This window comes from Nocardia sp. AB354 (genome assembly GCF_049538315.1).
GTDB classification, from domain to species: Bacteria; Actinomycetota; Actinomycetes; order Mycobacteriales; family Mycobacteriaceae; genus Nocardia; species Nocardia nova.
Genome location: NZ_JBMVFU010000009.1, coordinates 215465 through 235667 on the forward strand (window position 1 = coordinate 215465; position 20203 = coordinate 235667).

The 20203-nt window shown below is 67.4% G+C and carries 16 protein-coding genes; 7 read left to right on the forward strand and 9 right to left on the reverse strand.

What is annotated here, in order from left to right; genetic code table 11:
* Positions 1–157 precede the first annotated feature (157 nt).
* Together asnB and ACPCUW_RS15875 are read right to left on the reverse strand one after the other, a co-directional pair.
* Complete coding sequence (gene asnB, locus ACPCUW_RS15870) at positions 158–2002, reverse strand: asparagine synthase (glutamine-hydrolyzing) (protein WP_423425591.1); 1845 nt, start codon at positions 2000–2002, stop codon at positions 158–160.
* Between the two features lie 246 nt (positions 2003–2248).
* Positions 2249–2554 (reverse strand): hypothetical protein, encoded by a 306-nt coding sequence (locus ACPCUW_RS15875; protein WP_423425593.1) that lies wholly within the window; start codon positions 2552–2554, stop codon positions 2249–2251.
* A gap of 276 nt (positions 2555–2830) precedes the next feature.
* Here ACPCUW_RS15875 and ACPCUW_RS15880 point away from each other — a divergent pair, with 276 nt between their 5' ends.
* The 5 genes from ACPCUW_RS15880 (at position 2831) to ACPCUW_RS15900 (ending at position 9196) form a co-directional block, all read left to right on the forward strand.
* Entirely contained in the window at positions 2831–3580 is a 750-nt protein-coding gene (locus ACPCUW_RS15880; RefSeq protein WP_423425594.1) for a helix-turn-helix domain-containing protein, read from the forward strand.
* A 386-nt stretch (positions 3581–3966) separates the two neighbouring features.
* Positions 3967–4647 carry a heme oxygenase (biliverdin-producing) gene (locus ACPCUW_RS15885; protein WP_423425595.1) on the forward strand — a complete coding sequence of 227 codons (681 nt, stop codon included), beginning with the start codon at positions 3967–3969 and terminating at the stop codon, positions 4645–4647.
* Positions 4648–4964: 317 nt separating this feature from the next.
* Positions 4965–6977 carry an SDR family oxidoreductase gene (locus tag ACPCUW_RS15890; protein ID WP_423425596.1) on the forward strand — a complete coding sequence of 671 codons (2013 nt, stop codon included), beginning with the start codon at positions 4965–4967 and terminating at the stop codon, positions 6975–6977.
* A gap of 45 nt (positions 6978–7022) precedes the next feature.
* A complete protein-coding gene (locus ACPCUW_RS15895) occupies positions 7023–7739 on the forward strand; it encodes a polysaccharide deacetylase family protein (RefSeq protein ID WP_423425597.1) in 717 nt (238 codons plus the stop codon).
* A gap of 56 nt (positions 7740–7795) precedes the next feature.
* Positions 7796–9196 carry a WS/DGAT/MGAT family O-acyltransferase gene (locus ACPCUW_RS15900; RefSeq protein ID WP_063013152.1) on the forward strand — a complete coding sequence of 467 codons (1401 nt, stop codon included), beginning with the start codon at positions 7796–7798 and terminating at the stop codon, positions 9194–9196.
* A gap of 5 nt (positions 9197–9201) precedes the next feature.
* Here the strand turns inward: ACPCUW_RS15900 and ACPCUW_RS15905 are convergent, their stop codons facing one another.
* Both ACPCUW_RS15905 and ACPCUW_RS15910 read right to left on the reverse strand, forming a co-directional pair.
* Complete coding sequence (locus tag ACPCUW_RS15905; protein WP_082856940.1) at positions 9202–10122, reverse strand: alpha/beta fold hydrolase; 921 nt, start codon at positions 10120–10122, stop codon at positions 9202–9204.
* 69 nt (positions 10123–10191) lie between these two features.
* A complete protein-coding gene (locus ACPCUW_RS15910; protein WP_423425662.1) occupies positions 10192–11199 on the reverse strand; it encodes a zinc-binding alcohol dehydrogenase family protein in 1008 nt (335 codons plus the stop codon).
* Positions 11200–11349: 150 nt separating this feature from the next.
* Between ACPCUW_RS15910 and ACPCUW_RS15915 the strand changes: the two genes are divergently transcribed.
* Positions 11350–12363, forward strand: coding sequence for an AraC family transcriptional regulator (locus ACPCUW_RS15915; protein ID WP_423425598.1), 1014 nt, complete (start codon positions 11350–11352; stop codon positions 12361–12363).
* Positions 12364–12487: 124 nt separating this feature from the next.
* The gene (locus ACPCUW_RS15920; protein ID WP_063028198.1) at positions 12488–13609 is read left to right on the forward strand and encodes an acyl-CoA dehydrogenase family protein; all 1122 of its coding nucleotides are present in this window, start codon (positions 12488–12490) and stop codon (positions 13607–13609) included.
* A gap of 182 nt (positions 13610–13791) precedes the next feature.
* Here ACPCUW_RS15920 and ACPCUW_RS15925 read toward each other — a convergent pair whose 3' ends face one another.
* The 5 genes from ACPCUW_RS15925 to ACPCUW_RS15945 all read right to left on the reverse strand — a co-directional run bounded on the left by ACPCUW_RS15925 (position 13792) and on the right by ACPCUW_RS15945 (position 20050).
* A complete protein-coding gene (locus tag ACPCUW_RS15925) occupies positions 13792–14838 on the reverse strand; it encodes a lactonase family protein (protein WP_423425599.1) in 1047 nt (348 codons plus the stop codon).
* A 260-nt stretch (positions 14839–15098) separates the two neighbouring features.
* The gene (locus tag ACPCUW_RS15930) at positions 15099–15473 is read right to left on the reverse strand and encodes a DUF742 domain-containing protein (protein WP_423425601.1); all 375 of its coding nucleotides are present in this window, start codon (positions 15471–15473) and stop codon (positions 15099–15101) included.
* Positions 15470–15904: a roadblock/LC7 domain-containing protein gene (locus ACPCUW_RS15935; protein WP_423425602.1), complete on the reverse strand. Its 435-nt coding sequence runs from the start codon at positions 15902–15904 to the stop codon at positions 15470–15472. Before ACPCUW_RS15935 ends, ACPCUW_RS15930 begins: the two co-directional genes overlap by 4 nt.
* An 11-nt stretch (positions 15905–15915) precedes the next feature.
* Entirely contained in the window at positions 15916–18069 is a 2154-nt protein-coding gene (locus tag ACPCUW_RS15940) for a nitrate- and nitrite sensing domain-containing protein (protein WP_423425604.1), read from the reverse strand.
* A 373-nt stretch (positions 18070–18442) separates the two neighbouring features.
* Positions 18443–20050 carry a sigma-54-dependent Fis family transcriptional regulator gene (locus ACPCUW_RS15945; protein WP_423425605.1) on the reverse strand — a complete coding sequence of 536 codons (1608 nt, stop codon included), beginning with the start codon at positions 20048–20050 and terminating at the stop codon, positions 18443–18445.
* Between the last annotated feature and the right edge of the window lie 153 nt (positions 20051–20203).

The window sequence follows — 20203 nt, forward strand, 5'->3', positions numbered from 1 at the left end:
AGTGAACCACACCACATCCGTTTTGTGAACACCTATTAGTAAATAATGTTCACGTGCTTGTTCCGGCGCGCGAGCAAATCTCTGGCAAGTTATTTGACCAGCGCGGACAGCGTCCGGGCCGGCTCCGACGGGGGACGGGGCCGGCCCGGACGAGCGCTCAATCCAGCTGCAGTTGCGGAGAATACAGCTCCAGCCAGGTGTGCAGATCGATGATGCGGTCCAATCCGGCGCGCACGGCGCTGTCGATGCCCGCCGGGTCGAGGGCAACCGCCCGCTGCAGCCACTGCCGGTCGATGAGGTCGAACAGCCGTGAATCACTCTCGGCGAGAACATGTTTCGCCTGCTGCTGCAGCACCGACGCGTAGCCCGGATCCTGCGTCGACGGGTACGGGCTCTTGACGCGCCGCACGACCGATTCCGGCAGCACATGCTCGGCCGCATGCCGCAGCAGGCTCTTCTCCCGGCCGTCGAACGTCTTCAGCGACCACGGGGTGTTGTAGACGTATTCGACCAGGCGGTGGTCGCAGAACGGCACCCGTACCTCGAGGCCGACCGCCATCGACGCGCGGTCCTTGCGGTCGAGCAACGTGCGCACGAAACGGGTCAGGTGCAGGTGGCAGACGGTCCGCATCCGGTGCTCGACCTCGGATTCGCCGTCGAGGTGCTCGACCTCGGCCACCGCCGCGCTGTACTGGTCGGCGACGAACTCCTCGAGCCGGAGCCGTTCACGCAGGGCCGGGTTCAGGATCTGCCAGCGGGAGTCGCCGGTCAGGGCGCTGTTGAACGCGAGCCACGGAAAGTTGTCCTCCTTCAGCGCCACCTCGTCGTGGAACCAGCGATACCCGCCGAACACCTCGTCGGCCGACTCCCCCGACAGCGCCACGGTCGATTGCTGCCGGATCGCCGCGAACAGCAGATACAGCGAGGTGTCCATATCGCCGAAACCGACAGGGATGTCGCGGGCGGTGACGACCGCGCGCCGCGCCGCCGGATCGGCCAGATCCGCCGGATTCAACATCACATCGCGGTGGGCCGAGCGCACAAGGGCTGCCACCTCCCGCACGAACGGCGAATCCGGGGTGTCGCGCATCTCGTCGGGAACGAAGTTCTGCTCCTGGTTGGCGAAATCCACCGAGAAGGTGCGCAATTGCTCGCCGTCGCGGGCGAGCCGGGCCGCGGCCAGGCCGGTGATCGCGCTCGAGTCCAGTCCGCCCGAGAGCAGCACGCAGCGCGGCACATCGGAGATGAGCTGGCGATCGACGATGTCGGTCAGCAGCTCACGCACCCGGGCGACGGTCCGTTCCTGGCTGTCGGTGTGCTCGACGGCATGCAGCCGCCAGTAGGTGCGGGTGCGAATTCCGTTGCGGTCCACCGTGACCAGCGTGCCCGGCAGCACCTCTTCCATCCCCTTCCACAGCGACCAGCCGGGCTGTTTGGTCATGGCGAACAGCTCGCGCAGACCGTCCAGGTCGACGGTCGCGGCCGCCAGCGGGTTGGCGAGGATGGCCTTCGGCTCGGAACCGAACAGCACACCGTCGGGGGTCGGGTAGTAGTAGAACGGTTTGATCCCCATCCGGTCGCGCACCATCACCAGCTTCTGGTCGCGCTCGTCCCAGATCGCGAAGGCGTACATGCCGTTGAGGTGGTCGACGACGGACTCACCCCATTGCAGATAGCCGTGCAACACCACCTCGGTGTCGCTGTCGGTGTCGAAGCGGTGCCCGAGTCCGCGCAACTCCTCGCGCAGTTCACGGAAGTTGTAGGCCTCCCCCGAGTACACCATCGCGACGTCGCCGGCCGGGGTCGGCACGGTCATCGGCTGCGTCCCGCCCGGCAGGTCGATGATGGCCAGCCGTCGGTGCCCCAGTGCCGCGTGTGTACGAACGAAGGTGCCCCGCCCGTCCGGCCCGCGACAGGCCATGGTTTCGGTCATCGCGTCGACAACCCCCTGCTGCCGGGTGAGGTCGTCCGAGAACGCCACCCAGCCCGCGATTCCGCACATTCCGCCGCCTCTCAATAATTAATTAGCTTAGGGAACTATCCGTAAAATCGTTGTAACACAAGGAGTCTCGCGCGCGCCACCATGCGTCCGACTTGTCCGAGCTTGTCCGAACTCGTCGCTTTCGCCCGAATAGTTCGGTTCGCCCGCGGCGGGCGAACGCCCGGAAACCGCTCGTTTCGCCGCACCGGACCACTCCGATCGAAACGCGCCACCCCCCCTATCGTCACCCCGCCCCCACAACGGCTCTCAGCCGGGTTGCCCACCGGTAGCCCACCGTGCGAACGACAACCGCGGATTCACGGTCTCGACGTCGGCGACGGCCATCACAGAATTCAGGGCGAGAAAGTCGAAATGCTCTGTCGACGGCGCAATTACGACGTCGGCACCGGCCGCTCGAACCTGGTCGGCGAGCGGTATCCGACTCGTCTCCGGCGCCCACACCAGCCGATAGCCCAGCCGCACCGCCAGCCGCCGTACCTGAGCGATATCCCAGTCGAGACACGGCGACTCCGGATGCACCCACCCCAGCGCGACCGGGCGCGCATCCCTCACGACCGCCGATCCCGGCGACGCACCTCGCCGCGCAGCGGAAGGCGCACCAGCACGACAGTCAACACGAGCAACCCCACGGTGAGCAGGAACAACACCCACATCGCACACACCCCTCGCTGTTCGGTTCGGAATCCCGCGGCGCCCGGAACCGAAGCTCCCGCCGCCGGAACTACGGACAGATTCGCGCGGACCACCGCCGCCGGGCGACGACGAAAACGGCGTCAATCGGCACACAAACGGGGCGACATTCAGGCGTCATTGCTCTACGGTGGGCGCATGGGAACGCCGAACGTCGCCTTGCGCGCCGCCCGCACGGCACGACTGCTGAGCCAGCACGATCTCGCCCGCATGCTGCGTGAGGCCGGATGCGTCAGCGCGACGAAACGACTCGTCCAGCGATGGGAATCCGGCGCGACCGCCAACCCCCGCCCGTCGCATGCGCGCGCCTTGGAACAGGTGATGCGCCTGCCGATCGAAAGCCTCGGATTCGGCGCGGTGATGGCCGGGCGCAGCCTGTCCGGCGACGACACGGCCGGCCACGAAGTCCACTCGGCCATCGGTGACGTCCCCCGGGAACGCCATCCCGGCCAGGCCGCACCGCAGCCCAATTCCGGCACATACTCCGGAATCTGGTTGTCCCGCTACGAGTTCTACTCCTCCGGCCGCGAACAGACTTTCACCTCGTCGCATTACGTGGTCGTGCTTCAGCACGAACAGCGGCTCACCGTCCGCAGCCTGCCGAAGTCCGCGGCGGGCACACTCGAACTCGACCTGACCCTCGACGGGCATATCGCGACGGGCACCTGGTCGGAAACTACTGCACCGAGCGGCTACTACAAAGGCGCACGGTATTTCGGGGCGATCCAGCTGCTGTCGGAACTCACCGCCACCCGGCTGGCGGGCAAGTGGGTCGGCTTCGGCAAGAACTTCGACGTGAACGTGGGGCCGTGGGAGCTGGTCCTGCAAGACCGATCCACATCGAAAGCCACGATCGAGAAGTATGATCGCCCACCCCGAAGCGATTGATCCGCAAGGGTTCTGCCGCATTACCGGCATCGCATACTCGCCCTGCTGTGGCGGGAAGACCGCGCCCACGAACTATGTGCGCGGCCGGCACCGAACGTCGATCCGCAGGGAGAACACGGTCGCAGGCGGTTGTGCCGAACTTTTCGTGCAAACCTCCGCGAAAATGCCGGAAAACTCGCAAAGGCGGTGAAGTTTGCACGATTTGTTCACTCGTCCGCCGTCGGCGACAAAAGGGCAGTTCATCGGCGGCCGCCGTCGCCGCGCACACTGCCGCGCGGGTTTCTCGTCCGAAAGTTTGATTCCGTCCCGCTTGTCGACCGGTATCGTCGGAGGCGAAGTTAGGTTACCCATACTTGTCGCCCCACGAAGCGAGGAAATCTCCGATCATGCCGGACGCCACCTCCACCGAGCAGCCCGTGCCGTTCTCCGCGCAGATCCGCTCCGCCACCGCCGAACAGCACGAACGCGCCGAGAACTCCACCTTCATGAGCGACATGCTGGGCGGCGCCCTGAACGTCCGGGCGTTCTATCGCTACACCGGCCAGCTCTGGCACATCTACCGGGCGCTCGAGGCGCACTGGGACACCCTCGCCGGCGATCGGGTCGCCGGTCCGTTCATCCGGCCCGAACTCGCGCGCCTGGCGCATCTCGAGGACGATCTGGCGCATCTGGGCGGGCCGCAGTGGCGCGACGACATCGACGCCCTGCCCGCGACCGCCGAGTACGCCACCCGCATCACCGAGTGCGCACAGACCTGGCCCGCGGGCTATGTGGCCCATCACTACACCCGCTATCTGGGCGATCTGTCCGGCGGTCAGGTCATTCGCGGCACCGCGGCGAAGCTGTGGCAGCTGCCCAAGCGTGGCGACGGGGTGCGCTTCTACGTGTTCGATCAGATCGCGAACCCGGCCGCATTCAAGCGCGGCTATCGCACCCTGCTCGACGAACTGGCCGTCGACGATCTGGAGAAGCAGCGGGTGCTCGGCGAGTGCCGGCGCGCCTTCGATCTCAACAGTGCCGTATTCGCGGATCTGGCAAGCGAATTCCCGGTCCGCCGCGAAGGCTGAACCGACCTCCGACGCTCTTGGACAATCGACCGGAAGGTTGCCAATAAGTAGCCGGATGCGTCTCCGAGTTACATCAAAATCGTTGTTACACATACCGATCGGCGCTCCCACGTGGTGACAAGTCCCACACCACAGGGGGCGCCGTTTGGTTGCGGGCACAACTCGCCGCCAGCTAAAGTTACTCACCAGTTAGGCACGCAGGGGTTCCTACAGCGACCTCGATTCTGATAGAGGCCGATTCGTTCAGTCCGCATCCACCGACGCATGTCGGACGAACAACGTTGTGCGACAACATGTTCGACATGCAAGGAGGGGTTATGGCCACCTATATCGTGACCGGTGGAACGGGTTTTCTGGGACGTCGCGTGGTGGAGGGATTGCTCACCTCCGATTCCGACGCCGTGGTGCACGTGCTCGTACGCGAGGCCTCGGCGGCCAAACTGGCCGAACTCGCGGCCCGATGGAATGCCACCGACCGGGTGTTTCCGCTGATCGGAGACCTGACGGCCGAGGGACTGGGGCTGGTGGACGAACCGCCGGCCGCACAGCATGTGGTGCATCTGGGCGCGGTCTACGACATGACCGCCGATGAGGAATCCGCCTACGCGGCGAATGTGAACGGCACCCGCGCGGTGATCGCGCTCGCCACCGAACTGGATGCGATGCTGCACCACGTGTCGTCGGTGGCGGTGGCCGGTGACCATCGCGGCAAATTCTTCGAAGACGATTTCGACCTCGGCCAGAATCTCGAATCTCCTTACCACCGAACGAAATTCGCCGCCGAGCGACTGGTCCGCGAAAGCGCGGGGCTGCGCTGGCGGGTGTATCGCCCGGCCATCGTGGTCGGCGATTCCCGCACCGGCGAGATGGACAAGATCGACGGTCCGTACTACTTCTTCCCCGCGATCGCGCGGCTGGCCGCGCTCCCGGGCGGGCTGCCGCTGCCGCTGCCGGATCTCGGCGCGACCAATATCGTCCCGGTCGACTACGTCGCCCAGGCCATGGTCGAGCTCATCGGCCGCCCGGGGCTGAACAAGCGCACCTTCCACCTGGTCAACCCGCGTCCGCAGCCGTTCACCGAAATCTACGGCGCGCTGTCGCGAGCAGCCGGCGCACCCGGCGGCATGGGCCCGGTGCCGGGCAGCCACACCGCAATGGCAACGCTGAACCGGCTGCCCGGTGTCACCGCGGCGCGCGATTTCCTGTTGGGCCAGTTCGGCATTCCCGCCGAGGTCGCCCCGCACACCTCGTTCGCGTCGGAATTCGTTTCCGATTCCACCCGGGCGCTGCTGCGCCGCACCGATCTCGAGGTCCCCGCCTTCGACACCTACGCCGAGAATCTGTGGCGGTACTGGCGCGCCCACCTGGATCCCGACCGGGCGCGCCGCCACGGCGGCGGCGACCGGCTGCGCGACCGCATCGTGCTCATCACCGGCGCCTCCTCCGGGATCGGCCTGGCGACCGCGCACGCGGTGGCGCAGCGCGGCGCGACGGTGCTGATGGTGGCGCGCGGGGTCGACGAGCTCGAGGCGGCGGCCGCCCAGGTGCGCGAGCAGGGCGGCGACGCCTACAGCTATTCGTGCGACATCACCGACGAGAAGGCGGTCGAACTGCTGGTCAAGCAGGTGCTCGCCGACCATCACCATGTCGACTACGTGGTGAACAACGCCGGGCGTTCGATCCGCCGCTCGGTGCTGAACTCCACCGACCGCATGCACGACTTCGAGCGGACGATGGCCGTCAACTACTTCGGAGCGGTGCGGCTGATCCTGGCGCTGCTGCCGGCCATGCGGGAGCGCCGATTCGGCCACGTGGTCAACATCTCCTCGATCGCGGTACAGACCAAACTGCCGCGCTTCGCCGCCTACGTGGCGAGCAAATCGGCCCTGGACACCTTCAGCGAGATCGCGGCGGTCGAGAACGCCGACGCCGGCATCACCTTCACCTCGGTGCGGATGCCGCTGGTGCGGACGCCGATGATCGCGCCGACCGAGATGTACCGGTCACTGCCGGTGCACAGCCCTGAACAGGCGGCGGCGATCGTGGTGCGCGCACTCGAGGAGCGGCCCGCGCGCATCGACACTCCGATCGGCACCTTCGCCCAGGTCATCGACACGGTCATGCCCTCGGTGAAGAAGGCCATTCTGCACCAAGGCTTCCGGCGGACGGGCGAATCCACCGCGGCCAAGCACGGCCGCGCCGCCGCCGATACGGGCGAGACCGGCGGCCGCAGTCCGCTGCTCGCGCTCGCGCCGGTGGTGCAGCCGCTGATGGGTTTGCCCACCCCCGCGGCTCGTATCGTCAACCGGCTGCCCGGCCTGCACTGGTGATCCGCACCTACCACCGGACCCGGTGTCCGGTGGTAGGTTTCGCCGGTGAAACGCAGGCTTCTGCTCGGCGGCGCGATCGTCGTCGTCCTCGCGGCAGTGCTGTCGATCGGCACCTACGTCCTGATGAATTCGCGGACCTTCCAGGTCGCCGGCCGCTTGGTCCACCGCGTCGACACCAGCGAAAAGGTCGTCGCGCTGACCATCGACGACGGCCCCACCGACCGCACCCCCGCGATCCTTGAAACTCTTGCCGCCGAACATGTTCCGGCCACGTTCTACCTCGTCGGCCGCGACCTGGCGGCCCATCGCGACTACGGGGCGCAGATCGCGGCGGCCGGGCACGAGCTCGGTAACCACAGCTACACCCACCGGCGGCTGGTCTTCGTCACCCCGGCCACGGTCCGCGACGAGGTCGAGCGCACCGACGCCGAAATCGAGCGCACCGGATACCACGGCCCGGTGACCTTCCGCCCGCCCTACGGAAAGAAGCTGGTCGCACTCCCGTGGTATCTGTCGCACCACGACCGCACCACCGTGATGTGGGATGTCGAATCCGATTCCGCCGGTGGGGCGAGCACCGATGCCATAGTCTCGAAGACGGTGAACCGCGCCCGGCCGGGTTCGATCATTCTGTTGCATGCGATGTACCAGTCGGCCGCGGCGGCAGCGATTCCGCGCATCGTCGCGGAACTCCGTTCGCGCGGTTACGGTTTCGTGACCGTCTCGCAACTGATCGCTGGCACGAAACCCACCGGAATGTGACCGAACTCCCCGGCCGTTTCGGCCAAAACTAGAACGTGTTCTAATAGTCTGTAGGTATGGAGCGACTGACCGGGCTGGATGCCAGCTTTCTGTACCTGGAGACCGACACCCAACTACTGCACGTGTGCGCGCTGCTGATTCTCGACCCGCCCGCCGACGGGACCGACTACGAATTCACCGCGCTGAAGGAGGAACTGGGCCGCCGCCTGCACCTGATCCCCTCCATGCGCCGCCGCGTCCATCGGGTCCCGTTCGACCTCGACCACCCGGTCTGGGTCACCGATAACGACTTCGACCTCGACCGGCACGTCCGCCGCCTCGGGCTGCCCTCCCCCGGCGGCCCGAAGGAACTGGCCGAACTCGTCGGCGACATCGCCGCGCAGCCGATGGACCGCGCCCGGCCGCTGTGGGAGATGTGGGTGATCGAGGGCCTGGCCGACGGCAAGGTCGCCGTGGTGTCGAAATACCATCACGCCGCCGTCGACGGCGTCACCGGCGCCAACATGATGGCCTATCTGTGCGATGCCGAGCCGGGTGTGCACTACCCCGATCCGCCGGCCGAGACCGACACGAAGTCCGCCGAACCCAACGATCTCGCCCTCGCGGCCGAAGGGCTGGTGCGGATGCCGGCGAAACTCGGCGTGGTCGGCATGGTGCCCAAGACGCTGGGCAAGCTCGGCGGGATGGTGCAGCGCAGGCGTGCCGACAAACAGGGCATGGCAATTCCGTTCACCGCGCCGCGCACGCCGTTCAACCGCACCATCACCCGTCATCGCAGCGTCGCCTTCACCACCGCCCCGCTCGCCGATATCAAGGAGATCCGGGCGGCGTTCGGCGTGAAGATCAACGATGTCGTCCTCACCGTCATCGCGGGAGCGCTCCGGCAATACCTGAGCGAACACGACGAATTACCGGACACCTCGCTGATCGCCTCGGTGCCCGTCTCCACCCACGAGACGACACGGCACGAACGCGGCGTCAACAAGGTGTCGACGCTGTTCGCCCAGCTCTACACCGACGTCGAGGATCCGGTGGAACGGCTGCGGCTCATCGCGGAGGCCAACGTCGGCGCCAAGGAGGAACACGAAGTCCTGGGCGCGGACTTCCTGCAGGATTGGGCCGAATACGCGCCGCCGAACACCTTCCGGATCGCGGTGCGCGCCTATTCGTCGTTCAAACTCGCCGAACGGCATCCGGTGGTGCACAACCTGGTGATCTCCAATGTGCCCGGACCGCAGCAGCCGCTGTACTTCCTCGGCTACCGCATCGACGCGCTGTTCCCGTTCGGCCCGGTCTTCCACGGCGCCGGCCTCAACGTCACGGTGCTGTCGGCCAACGGCGATCTCGATTTCGGCTTCATTGCCTGCCGTGAACTGGTTCCCGATCCGGACCGGATGGCCGACGCCGTACACGACAGCATCTCCGCGCTACTGAAGGCGGCTCAGACCCAGCGCTGAGCGCCTCAGCTCTCCCGCCGAGCGGCCACCGCCGCGCAGGCCTCGAGGAGCACAGGGACAAAGGCGTCCGCCTCGAGTACACATGCCGCATGTCCGGCCGATACGAGGAAAATCTCCGCGCCGGCGATCATTGTCGCCATCTCCAGCTGCCGATAGACCGGCAGCGCCCGGTCGTGTGTCGTGATCACCACGCCCGTGGGCACCCGCAGGCTCGACAGCCACGGCGAGGAATCGAAGCGCCCCAATTCGGCGATCGCCTGAGTCATCGCCCACCCGCTGGTAGTGCGCAGCTCCGCCAGCGCCCAGCGATCCATTCGCCCTGTCTCCCAGGATATTTCGGGCACATGCGGCAGTTTGGTCGCCGCCTCCGCCACTCTACGACCCGCCGTCTCGGTCATCACCCCGGCGAGCAGCGCCATCCCGCCGTGGAACAGCCGTTCCCGCCATTTCTCCCGGAAACGGTAGGTCGTCGCGCACAGCACCAGGCCGCCGACGAGGTCCGGGCGCCGGTGCGCGACCGTTTGGGCGACGATGCCGCCCATGGAGTACCCCGCCAGGATCGGCCGGTCCACGCCGGTCACCTCCGCGACAGCGACGACGTCATCGGCCAGTTCGTCGAGATCGAAACGCGGCGAACGGATTCCGTGCCCGTGCCAGCGTTGGTCGAACAGCACCACCCGATAGTGCTCGGACAACTCCGCCAGGGCCGGAAACCAGTTCAGCATCGCCGTGGTCACCAGACCGTGCAACAGGATCACCGTCGGTGCGCCCTCGGGCCCCGGAATATCGACCAGATAGGTCCGCCCGCGCCCGGGCAGATCCACCATTCGCCCCGCGGGCACCGAGGTCGTGCCCGATACGCGCGTACCGAAGCGCCCGCCGGCCGCCCCGCGACCATTGCCCGCCGTCTGCCGCTCCGCCGCCATCGCAACCTCCTGCACCGCCGGCCCGGTCATGAATTAGAACGCGTTCCAATTCGATGGTACCGGGTGCGGTCAGCGGGCTCCGGGCAGCAGCACAGCCGCCCCGGCGAATCGGCCGTGTGCCAGGTCGGCCAGGGCCCGGTCGGCGGATTCGAGCGGATAGGGGTTGATGCGAACCTGCATCCGGTGCCGAGCGCAGAATTCCAGGAATTCGCGGCCGTCCGCGCGCGTGTTGGCCGTGACCGAACGGATCTCGCGCTCCTGGAACAGATGGCGCTGATAGTTCAGCACCGGGATGTCCGTGAGGTGGATACCCGCGATCGACAGCACACCACCGCGGTCCAGCCCCTCCAACGCGGGCAGCACGAGGTCCCCGACCGGCGCGAACAGGATCGCCGAATCCAGCGGCACCGGCGGCGGGTCGGCCGCGCCCTGCGCCGAGGCCGCGCCCAGCGCCAGGGCCAACTCCCGCGCGGCGGCGTCGCGGGTCATCACGTGCACCTCGGCGCCCTGCGCCAGGGCGACCTGGGCGGCCAGATGCGCGCTGCCGCCGAAACCGTAGATACCGAGCCGTCCCCCCGGTGGCAGCGCGGCCCGTCGCAGCGCCCGGTAGCCGATGATGCCCGCGCAGAGCAAGGGGGCCAATTCCGCGTCGGCATACCCGGAAGGCAGCGGATACACGTAATCGGCAGGCGCCGTGGCATATTCGGCGTACCCGCCGTCGGCGTCCCATCCGGTGTAGCGCGAATTCGGGCACAGATTCTCCGCGCCGCGGCGGCAGTACGCGCACACCCCGCACGTGCTGCGCAACCACGCGATACCGACCCGGTCACCGGGCGCGACAGCCGTCGCTCCGGCACCCGCAGCCACCACCTCCCCCACGACCTCGTGACCGGGCACCACCCGCTGCCGGTGCACCGGCAGATCGCCCTCGGCGACATGCAGATCGGTGCGGCACACGCCGCAGGCCAGCACTCGCACCAGCACCTCGCCCGCGGCCGGCTCGGGAATCGGGATCCGGGCGCGGACCGGCGGGGATTCGTCGATCGGACCGGGCCGCACCACCTGCCAGGCGGCCATCGTCGCAGGGCTCATCGCACTCCTTCCGACACCGGAACGCCCGCGCCACGGCGGGAAGATCGATGGTAGTCGTGCACGCGGACGAACCCGGCACATCCGGCCGCCGAGGCGGTCACGCGCACCGGAACGCGGCGTTGATAGCGTCGCCGAGTGCCCCCGCCGTCGACCGCCTTCACGCTGCCCATCGGGCGCGTGCACGCGATCGTCGACCTGGCGCGCCGGCGCGGCTGGGACACCGGGGAACTGCTCGCCGAAGCCGGCATCGCGCCGCAACTGCTGAACCAGGGCCGCGCCCGCGTCACCGTCGGGCAAGCCGTGCATCTGGTGCAGCAACTGTGGCGCAGCACCGACGACGAACTACTCGGATTGGGCCGTCACCCGATGCCGCGCGGCACCTTCCGGCTGGTGTGCTTCGCCCTGCTCGGTTCCCGCGATCTCGCCACCGCACTGCACCGATTCCGGATGTTCCAGAAGGCCCTGCCGGGATTTCCGCCGCTACAGCTGAGCGCCGACGCCCGCGAGGCGCGAATCGCGTTCGACCTCAGCGATATCCGCCATCCGCACAGCCTGATCATCGACACCATGCTGATGGTCGTCTACCGCTTCCTGGACTGGTCGGTGGGCGGCTCGCTGCGACTGCTGCGCGTCGAAGTCCCCTATCCGCCCAACGATCTCGACGACTACGACCTGATCTTCGATGCGCCCGTGCGCTTTTCGGCGCCCCATCCGGCCCTGGTGTTCGATGCCGCCCTGCTCACCGCACCCCTCGTGCGCGACGAGGACGATCTGCTGCGCTTCCTACGCAACGCCCCCGAGGCCGTGATCGGCCGCGGCGACGATTCGGTGTCCACCGCGGCGCAGGTACGCCGGATCCTGGAGCGCGGCGGACCACGGCACTGGCCCGGTGTCGAACAGATCGCCGGCGAACTGTCCGTCAGCCCCGCGACACTGCGGCGCAAATTGAGCGAGGAACATACCTCGCCTAGCCGCATCCGCGAACAGATCCTGCGCGATGCCGCGATCGCGGCGCTGGTGCGCGGCGAGACGGTGACAGCGATATCGCGCCGGCTCGGATTCTCCGAACCCAGCGCCTTCTCCCGCGCGTTCCGGCGCTGGACCGGCAGCTCCCCCGGTTCCTATCGCGGTCCCGCCGCCGCGCCCTGAGCGATCCGGTCACAAGATCGAGCGCTGCGGTCATTGGCTGCCGCGCGGCGCGCTCCTACCTTGGCGAACGAACACCGTATTCGACCAGAGGAGTTTCCCCGTGCCGGTGCATCGGTCCCCGTGGATGGACGAAGATCTCGACGCGCTCACCGATTTGGCGCGCCGCTTCTTCGAGAAGGAGTGCGCACCGAACGAGGATCGCTGGGGCCGCCAGCACCACGTCGACCGCGAAATCTGGAACCGCGCAGGCGAATTGGGTCTGCTGTGCATCTCCATCCCCGAGGAGTACGGCGGTGGCGGCGGCACCTTCGCCCACGAGGCCGTGATCGCGATCGAGCAGACCCGCGCCATGGCGCCCAGCCTCGGCAACCCGGTGCATTCCACGATCGTCGCGCACTACATCAACGCCTACGGCACCGAGGAACAGAAGCAGGCATGGCTGCCGAAGATGGCCTCCGGCGAGATCGTCGCCGCCATCGCCATGACCGAACCCGGCACTGGTTCCGACCTGCAGGGCATCCGCACCCGCGCGGTCGCCGACGGTGACCACTACGTCATCGACGGCGCCAAGACCTTCATCTCCAACGGCCTGCTCGCCGATCTGGTGATCGTCGCCGCCAAGACCTCCGAAGGCAAAGGCGCGGAATCGGTTTCGCTGATCGCCGTCGAGACCGACCGAGACGGCTTCCGGCGCGGCCGCAACCTCGAGAAGGTCGGCCAGCACGGCCAGGACACCTGCGAACTGTTCTTCGACGCCGTACGCGTCCCGAAGACCAACCTCCTCGGCGCCACCGAGGGCACCGGCTTCATCCAGCTCATGCAGCAACTACCGCAGGAGCGTCTGATCCTGGCCGTCGCCGCCGCGGCAGCGATCGAGAAGACCGTCGAGATGACCGTCGCCTACACCAAGGAACGCCAGGCCTTCGGCAAACCCATCTTCAACTTCCAGAACACCCAATTCACCCTCGCCGAATGCGACACCATCGCCTCGGTCGCCTGGGCCTTCCTCGACGACTGCGTCGCCAAACACCTCCGCGCCGAGCTCGACATCCCCACCGCCGCCAAAGCGAAATGGTGGCTGACAGAACAACAATGCCGCGTCGCCGACGAATGCCTCCAGCTGTTCGGCGGATATGGGTACATGGCGGAATACCCGATCTCACGGGTGTTCACGGATGCTCGGATCCAGAAGATCTATGGCGGGACGAACGAGATCATGAAGCTGATTATCGGGCGGAGTTTGTAGATTGCCTGGTAAGGGGCGGTTTTCGGGGTCAGGAGGCGGTAGCGCTCCCGTCTTGCTCCCGTCCGTCGTCGAAATCTTCGTCCAGATCTTGTAATACCCCGTGGGGGTTAATCCGATCCAGGCCGAAGACGTCATCGAGGCGGCAACAGTTCGCGACCGCATATTTGTGCCAACGGCGGGATTCATGTGCCCGGGGTGACGAACACGCCGGTGGCGCCGTCGGAGAACACCACGCCGGTTTCGGCCGGCGGCTCACCGGTCGGTTCGAGCGCCCCGTTCGCGAGCACCCGGTAGGTGAACACCTTCTCGGTGCCGGCCGTGGTGAGGGTGTCGATGACGTAAAGGCGCTTCGCATCCGGACTCAACACCACTCGCCCCGGGAAGTGCCCGGGTTGGCTGGGTGCGTCGGCGCCGGACAGCGGGGCCAGCTCACCGTTGTCGAGAATGGCGAAGCCGCTCACTCCCATCCCGGCGGTCTGCGGGAGGTACAAGTATTTGCTGTCCGGAGTGATCGCCATACCGTGCGGGGTGCCCTTGGTCGGGAATCGGCCGATCGGGGTCAGTGCACCGGTGGGTGAAATACTGTATGCCGACACATCATTGGTGCCCTCATTGGTGATGTAGAGGAATTTGCCGTTCGGCGTCACCGAGGGCAGTGCCGGCCGGTCGCCCGTGGGCACCTGCGGCCCGGCAGGGGTCAGATGCCCGTCGTCGCCGATCGCGAAGGAATCCATGGTGGCGCCGATGAAGCTGGGCGCGAACAGGAATCGGCCGTCGGGCGAGACCGTCGGGATCGAGAGGCCGCTCGTGGCTCCCGGAATCATCGCCGAGGCGACCGGCGTCAGTGCGCCCGAGGGGGCGATGGCGTAAGTACGCACCTCGTTGGTTACCGAGCCGACCGTGGCGAACAACCACCGTCCGTCGGGACTCACCACCGCGCCCACCACCGGCTGTCCCGGATCCAGCCGGGCGCCCGCAAGAGGCTCGAACGAACCGTCCGGATGTACTCGGAAACCTTGCAAGGTACCCGAAACTGTATGGGCCACATACACGTAACGATTGTTCGGGGTGACGGCGACGGTGAGGGTGCCGGTTTCGATCGGTACTGTCGGGCCGGTGCCCGACAGATGGCCGGCCGTTTCGCGTAGCACCCCGAGATTCGACGACCCGGCACCTCCGACCAGAAGATAACTTGGGCCGGCCGGGGCCGCGCCCACCGGCGGGGTCACGACACCACCGACGGAAACCCCCACAGCCACGCCGATCGCCGCCGCAAGTGCCGACGTTCGCCTCCGCTGCCCTTTAGGGGACGAAGACACTTTCGGGCCGCTGAGGGTATTCCGATCGTTCAAGACAACCTCCGTTGGTTGGCAGCCCGCGGGGCGCGGGTCGGTGCGCCGACAAGGATCCGTCGGCGCGCTGCCACGAACGTATGCCCCCGGTCGGATGTGAAGTGTCCAAGGATTTGGACAACCGACACCGAAGCCGGTCATAGTTTCCGTAACCCGGCCAAAACCGCCCGCAGAAATACCGGATCGTGTCCGACGTCAGGATGTGGCGATCGGAATTCGATGTATCCGGCGGTGATCAGATCACCGACGAGCACCTTCGCCGCCGTGACCAGCAATCCGCAGCGCGCCGCGATTTCCGCGATGGATTGCGGCCGGCCGCCGCACAAGGACAGAATCTGCCGGTATTCGCGGTCGAAGTTCTCGATGTCGTTGTCGAACTCGACGGCCGTCACCAGCGTGAAAATATCCAGATCGTGCACGTTCGTCCCGGTTCGCCCGCGGGTCGTGGCGAAGGGCCGAACCAGCGGTCCTGGATCGTCGTCGATCGGTGAATCGTCGGGTGGTCGGGTCACGGCTGGTACGGCGGGGCCACTGTTTCCGACACTCTGGGGACCGTCGACAGGTGCTCGCGCACCTGGCCGATGATCACGTTCATTTCGTAGGCGATCAGGCCGAGATCGGATTCGACATCCGCCAGCAGCGCCAGACACGCCCCGTTTCCGGCCTCGGTCACGACCAGAAAACCCAATTCCAGTTCGATGACCGTCTGATGCAATTCGCCTTTGCCGAAATGGGAGCCGACGCCGCGCGCGAGACTGTGCAGAGCCGAGGCGATGGCCGCCAGATGTTCGACATTCTCGCGGCCGAGGCCGGAACCGGCCATCGGCAATCCGTCGGCGGACAGGACGACCGCACCTTCGGCCCCGGAGACTCGGGAGACCAGCTTGTCGAGTATCCAGTCCAGCCCGACGGGAGCGGGAGTGGTCGAGGGGTATTCGTTCATGTTACGGCCGTTCACTGTTCGTCGGAATTATGCTGTGCGCTGGTGTCGGCGGAACGCCGGGCTTGCCGGGTTCCGCGCTGGAAGGAGGTCATGGCCGCACGTGCCACGTCCGGGCTTCGTCGTCGCTCGGCGACGGACGCCGAGGGTGACCCGATGTGCCGGCGCGCGGCCGGCATTCCGTTGCTCGGCCGTACTCGCCGGGGCAGCGGCGTGCGCGACGACTCGAGAGCGGCCTGGTCGGCCGGTGCGACATCCATGCTCACCCGATCCAGCACGGCCGCGGGAACGAGCACGATCGCGGTGACGCCGCCGTAGGGTGATTCCCGCAGGCTCACTCCGATACCGTGCCGGCGCGCCAGGCGACCGACCACGAACAATCCGAGTTGACGCCGGCCCGTGAGCGCCATCTCGTGGAATTCGGGTGGTTCGACCAGAAGCGTGTTGACCTGCTCCAGTTGTTCGAACACCATGCCGAGGCCGCGGTCGACGATCTCGACCACGACCCCGCGCCCGACGATGCTGCCGTGCACGGTGATCGACGCTTCCGGCGGAGAGAAGTTCGCCGCGTTGTCGATCAGTTCGGCGAGCAGATGGATGAGATCGGCGACCGCGGCGCCGAGGACGCTCACCGGGGGAAGCCGGACGGCGGTCACCCGCGCGAACCCCTCGGTTTCGGAGGCCGCGCTGCGCACGATCTCCTCGAGGCCCACCGGCCGCCGCCACTGCCGCCCGGGCTGCCGGTCGCCGAGGATGAGCAGATTCTCGGCGTTGCGCCGGGCGCGGGTCGCCAGGTGATCGAGCTGGAACAGCAGCTCGAGATGATCGGGGTGGTCCTGTTTGGCCTCGGCCACATCCAGCACGTCGAGCTGCCGGCGGACCAGGGCTTGACTGCGGAACGCGATGTCGAGGAAGACCCGGTTAAATCCGTCCCGGGTGCGAGCCTCGGCGACGGCGGCGGCGATGGCGGTGCGCTGGGCGGCGGCGAAGGCGTCGGCCACTTCGCCGATCTCGTCCACACCGGAGTCGACGGGGGTGGTCTCGCCCTGCACATCCACCGTTTCGCCTCGATGGATGCGGTCGATGATCGCGGGGAGCCGGTCGTTGGCCAACTCGAGGCTGGACGAGCGCAGCGACCGCAGTCGGCGCACGAGCCGCCCGGCGAGCACGAGGGCGGCGGCGACGGCGAGCACGGTCGCGATGACGAGTCCGGTACCGGCGGTGATCGCCCAGTTCAACGTTCTGTCGGCGACCTTCTGGGTCAGTGCGACGGTGTTGCGGTACTGGTCGGCGACCACGGCGACCAGCCTGTCGTCGACCGACCGCTGCGCGGGCCGCCATGCGTCCTCGGGCGTGTCCAGGCTGCCCCGCTCGGCGAGCTGGTTCTGCGCGCTCTCGGTGAGCCGCCATTCGGCGCTGTCGGTCAGTGCCCGGAACGCGGTTTGCGCGACGGGGGCCAGCCGTGGTACCAGCGTGTCGAGCTGCTGCCGGTAGGAGCCGGTCAGCTCGGCCAGAGCTCGTCTTCCGGCGACGTCGAGCATTCCGCGCGATTGCGCGACCGCCGCGTAGCCGAGGGCCCGCGCGTGGGTATCGACCGCGCGGATCAGGGCATTGCCCGTCATATCTCCGGCCAAGGTGTCGTTGTCCGGAGACTGACCGACGGCGCTGTCGAAGCCACCGTCGGCGGTGGCGCCCACGAGCAGACTGTAGAAGGCGTCGACGGCTTCGGGCGTGGTTGCGCGGGTGTCGATCTGGTGCCGGACGTCGGCGAGCTTCGCCACGAGCTGACCGATCTGGCTGCCGAACTTCTCGGCCGTGCCCGCATCGATCTTTTTCGCCCCCGAGGCGATCGCAGCGGTTTCCGCCATCGCGGTGTCCAGCGCTCTCCGCCGGTCCGCGATATTCACCTCCGGGCCCGCGATGCCGCCGGCCACGAGCATGCCGGCCGTCCGTTCGTCCTCGACGGCGCTGACGAAATGCAGGAGTGGGTCAATGATGCCCTGCTGGTAGTTCGACCATTCCCGGACCGCGTGCGCACGAGTGGCGAGGACGGCGATGGTGACACCGCCGGTCGCCAGCAGCAGGATGCTCGGGATCAACGCGATCGCGAGAACGCGGGTTCGGATACCGGCCCACCGTCTCGCGCGCGGGCTTTCGGCAACTGTCATCGGTGACGTCCAAACGTAGTTTTACGCTTAATACATTGAGCTTGATGTTGCGTTACCCGGGCGGCGCTTCTTCGAATGCGTATCCGTAACGCGCGCAATTCTTTTCGCACGCGGCTGCCCCCGGGGCCCGGCGCGCGTCCGCGCTACGCATCGAACCCCGGAGGCCCCCCGACCGCCGGATCTGCCCAGTGGACTACTCCGGCGGAGCAGGGGTGGACGCGCATGCACCCGGGCCGAGCACGGCCGCCGATGCAGCTGTCATGGTCCTCACCACCTCTGGAACTGTCCGGGGCACCGCCTGATTCGGCGCCCGACCCACAGTAGAGAGGTATGCGGCCGGTGAGTGTCCAAAGTTCTGGACACTCACCGGGATTCAGTCGATGTGCAACGCCCGCAACCGGTTGTAGAGGGTGGACCGGCTGACTCCCAGGGCCCGCGCGGCCTGCAACCGGTTGCCACCGGCGGCTTCCAGGGCCGCGACGATGACCTCCCGCTCGGCTTGCCGGAACGGCGAGGCCGGCGCGGGACGACCGCGGTGCGAGGCCGGCAGATCCGAGGGGATGATGTCGCCGGCCGAGCGCAGGTCGGCGACGGCCGCGATCACGCGCCGCAGCTCCGCCAGATTGCCCGGCCACGGCTGTTCGGCCAGAATGCGCAGCGTCTCGGCGGTCAGCCGGGTTTGCCCGCCGGGTTTCATCTCAGCGAGCATGTGCCGCGCCAGCTGCGGGATTTCATGGCGGCGGCGGCGCAGTGGCAGGAGATCGTTGCGGTCGTTGCACAGTACCGCCAGCGGCGCGTGCACGGTGTCGAGGTGCTCGCCCGGCGTCGAGGTCAAGACAACACTGCGCCGCGCGCTGCGCAGATACCGGGCCAGCAGCGTCGTCATCTGTTCCGACAGCAGCTGGATGTTCTCCACGACGGCCGCGGGTCCCGGCTGGCCGAGGACGGTTTCGGCGGCGCCCGCCCAGGCTTGTTCACCCAGCCGCACGATTTCGGTGGCGTCCAGTTCCACCGCGTCGGACCCCGCGGCCCGCTGGGCGGCGGCGGTGCGGCCGCTGCCCAATTCGCCGACCACCAGCAGCGGCCAGGTCTGCGTCCGGGTGGCGGGGCGCTCGCAGCGGCGAGTCTCCTGATCCGGGATGATGTCGACCAGCACGCCGTGGTCGTCGTCGACCGGCATACACCGCAGTCGAACGGACTGCCCGGAGACGAGAGTGAGTCGGTGGGTCGCCTCACCGGCGAACCGGGTGCCCTCCACGCACATCCGCACGGCCGCGTGGTCGGCGGGTTCGAGCAGATCCAGCGCCGCGGGGGTGGCCAGGACGAGGCCGTGGCCGACCGCGACAACCGCTCGTTTCCGGCGGATCGCCGCCGCCTGGAAGGCGGTCAGGAGCTGCCGCTGTGACTGCGAGGCGTCCAGTTGGAGGCGGTCTTCGATATCGCGCACCACCCGCCGAGCGAAGGGCGGGAACAGCCGGTGGTCGTCGCCGGCACGGCCACTGATGTCGAGGACGCCCTCGAGCCGGCGGGTGACCGGATTGACGATCGGATGCCCGTAACAGGTGAAGCCCTGGAAGGCCGACATGAAGTGTTCGGGGCCTTCCACGAGCAGACCCTGCCGGGTCTCGATGGGGGTGCCCACGGCGTTGGCGCCGACCTCGTCCTCGGCGAGCCGGATCCCCGGCACCACTCCGAGGTCGGCCACACCGCGCAACGTGGACCGGTCCGCGCACTGGATATCCACCACGCGGGCCGACTGATCGGCGAGCAACAGCGTGACCGAGGTACCCTCCAGTTCGGCCGTGGCCCGTTCGAGCACCGGACGCGCCGCCCGGGTTAGGCCCGACTCGACGGCGACCGCGTCCGGATCGAAGCGGGGCGTGACATGTTCGTCGAGGCCGTTGAGCCGGGATCGTAACCACGCCGACGCGATTTCGGGTCGTGCCGGTCTTATGCCGGGATGCGCCGATATAGAAGGCACGCGACACCACCTTGTCTCGCCGTTCTCGCCTACCCTGCTGCGCTGTTCGCTGGCAGGACGAGCAGTGAATATGTGAGAAGCATTATATTTTATGTACGAAATGATGCAAGTCACACCCCTTTCGAAAACGATGCGGTGACCGGCACCGACACC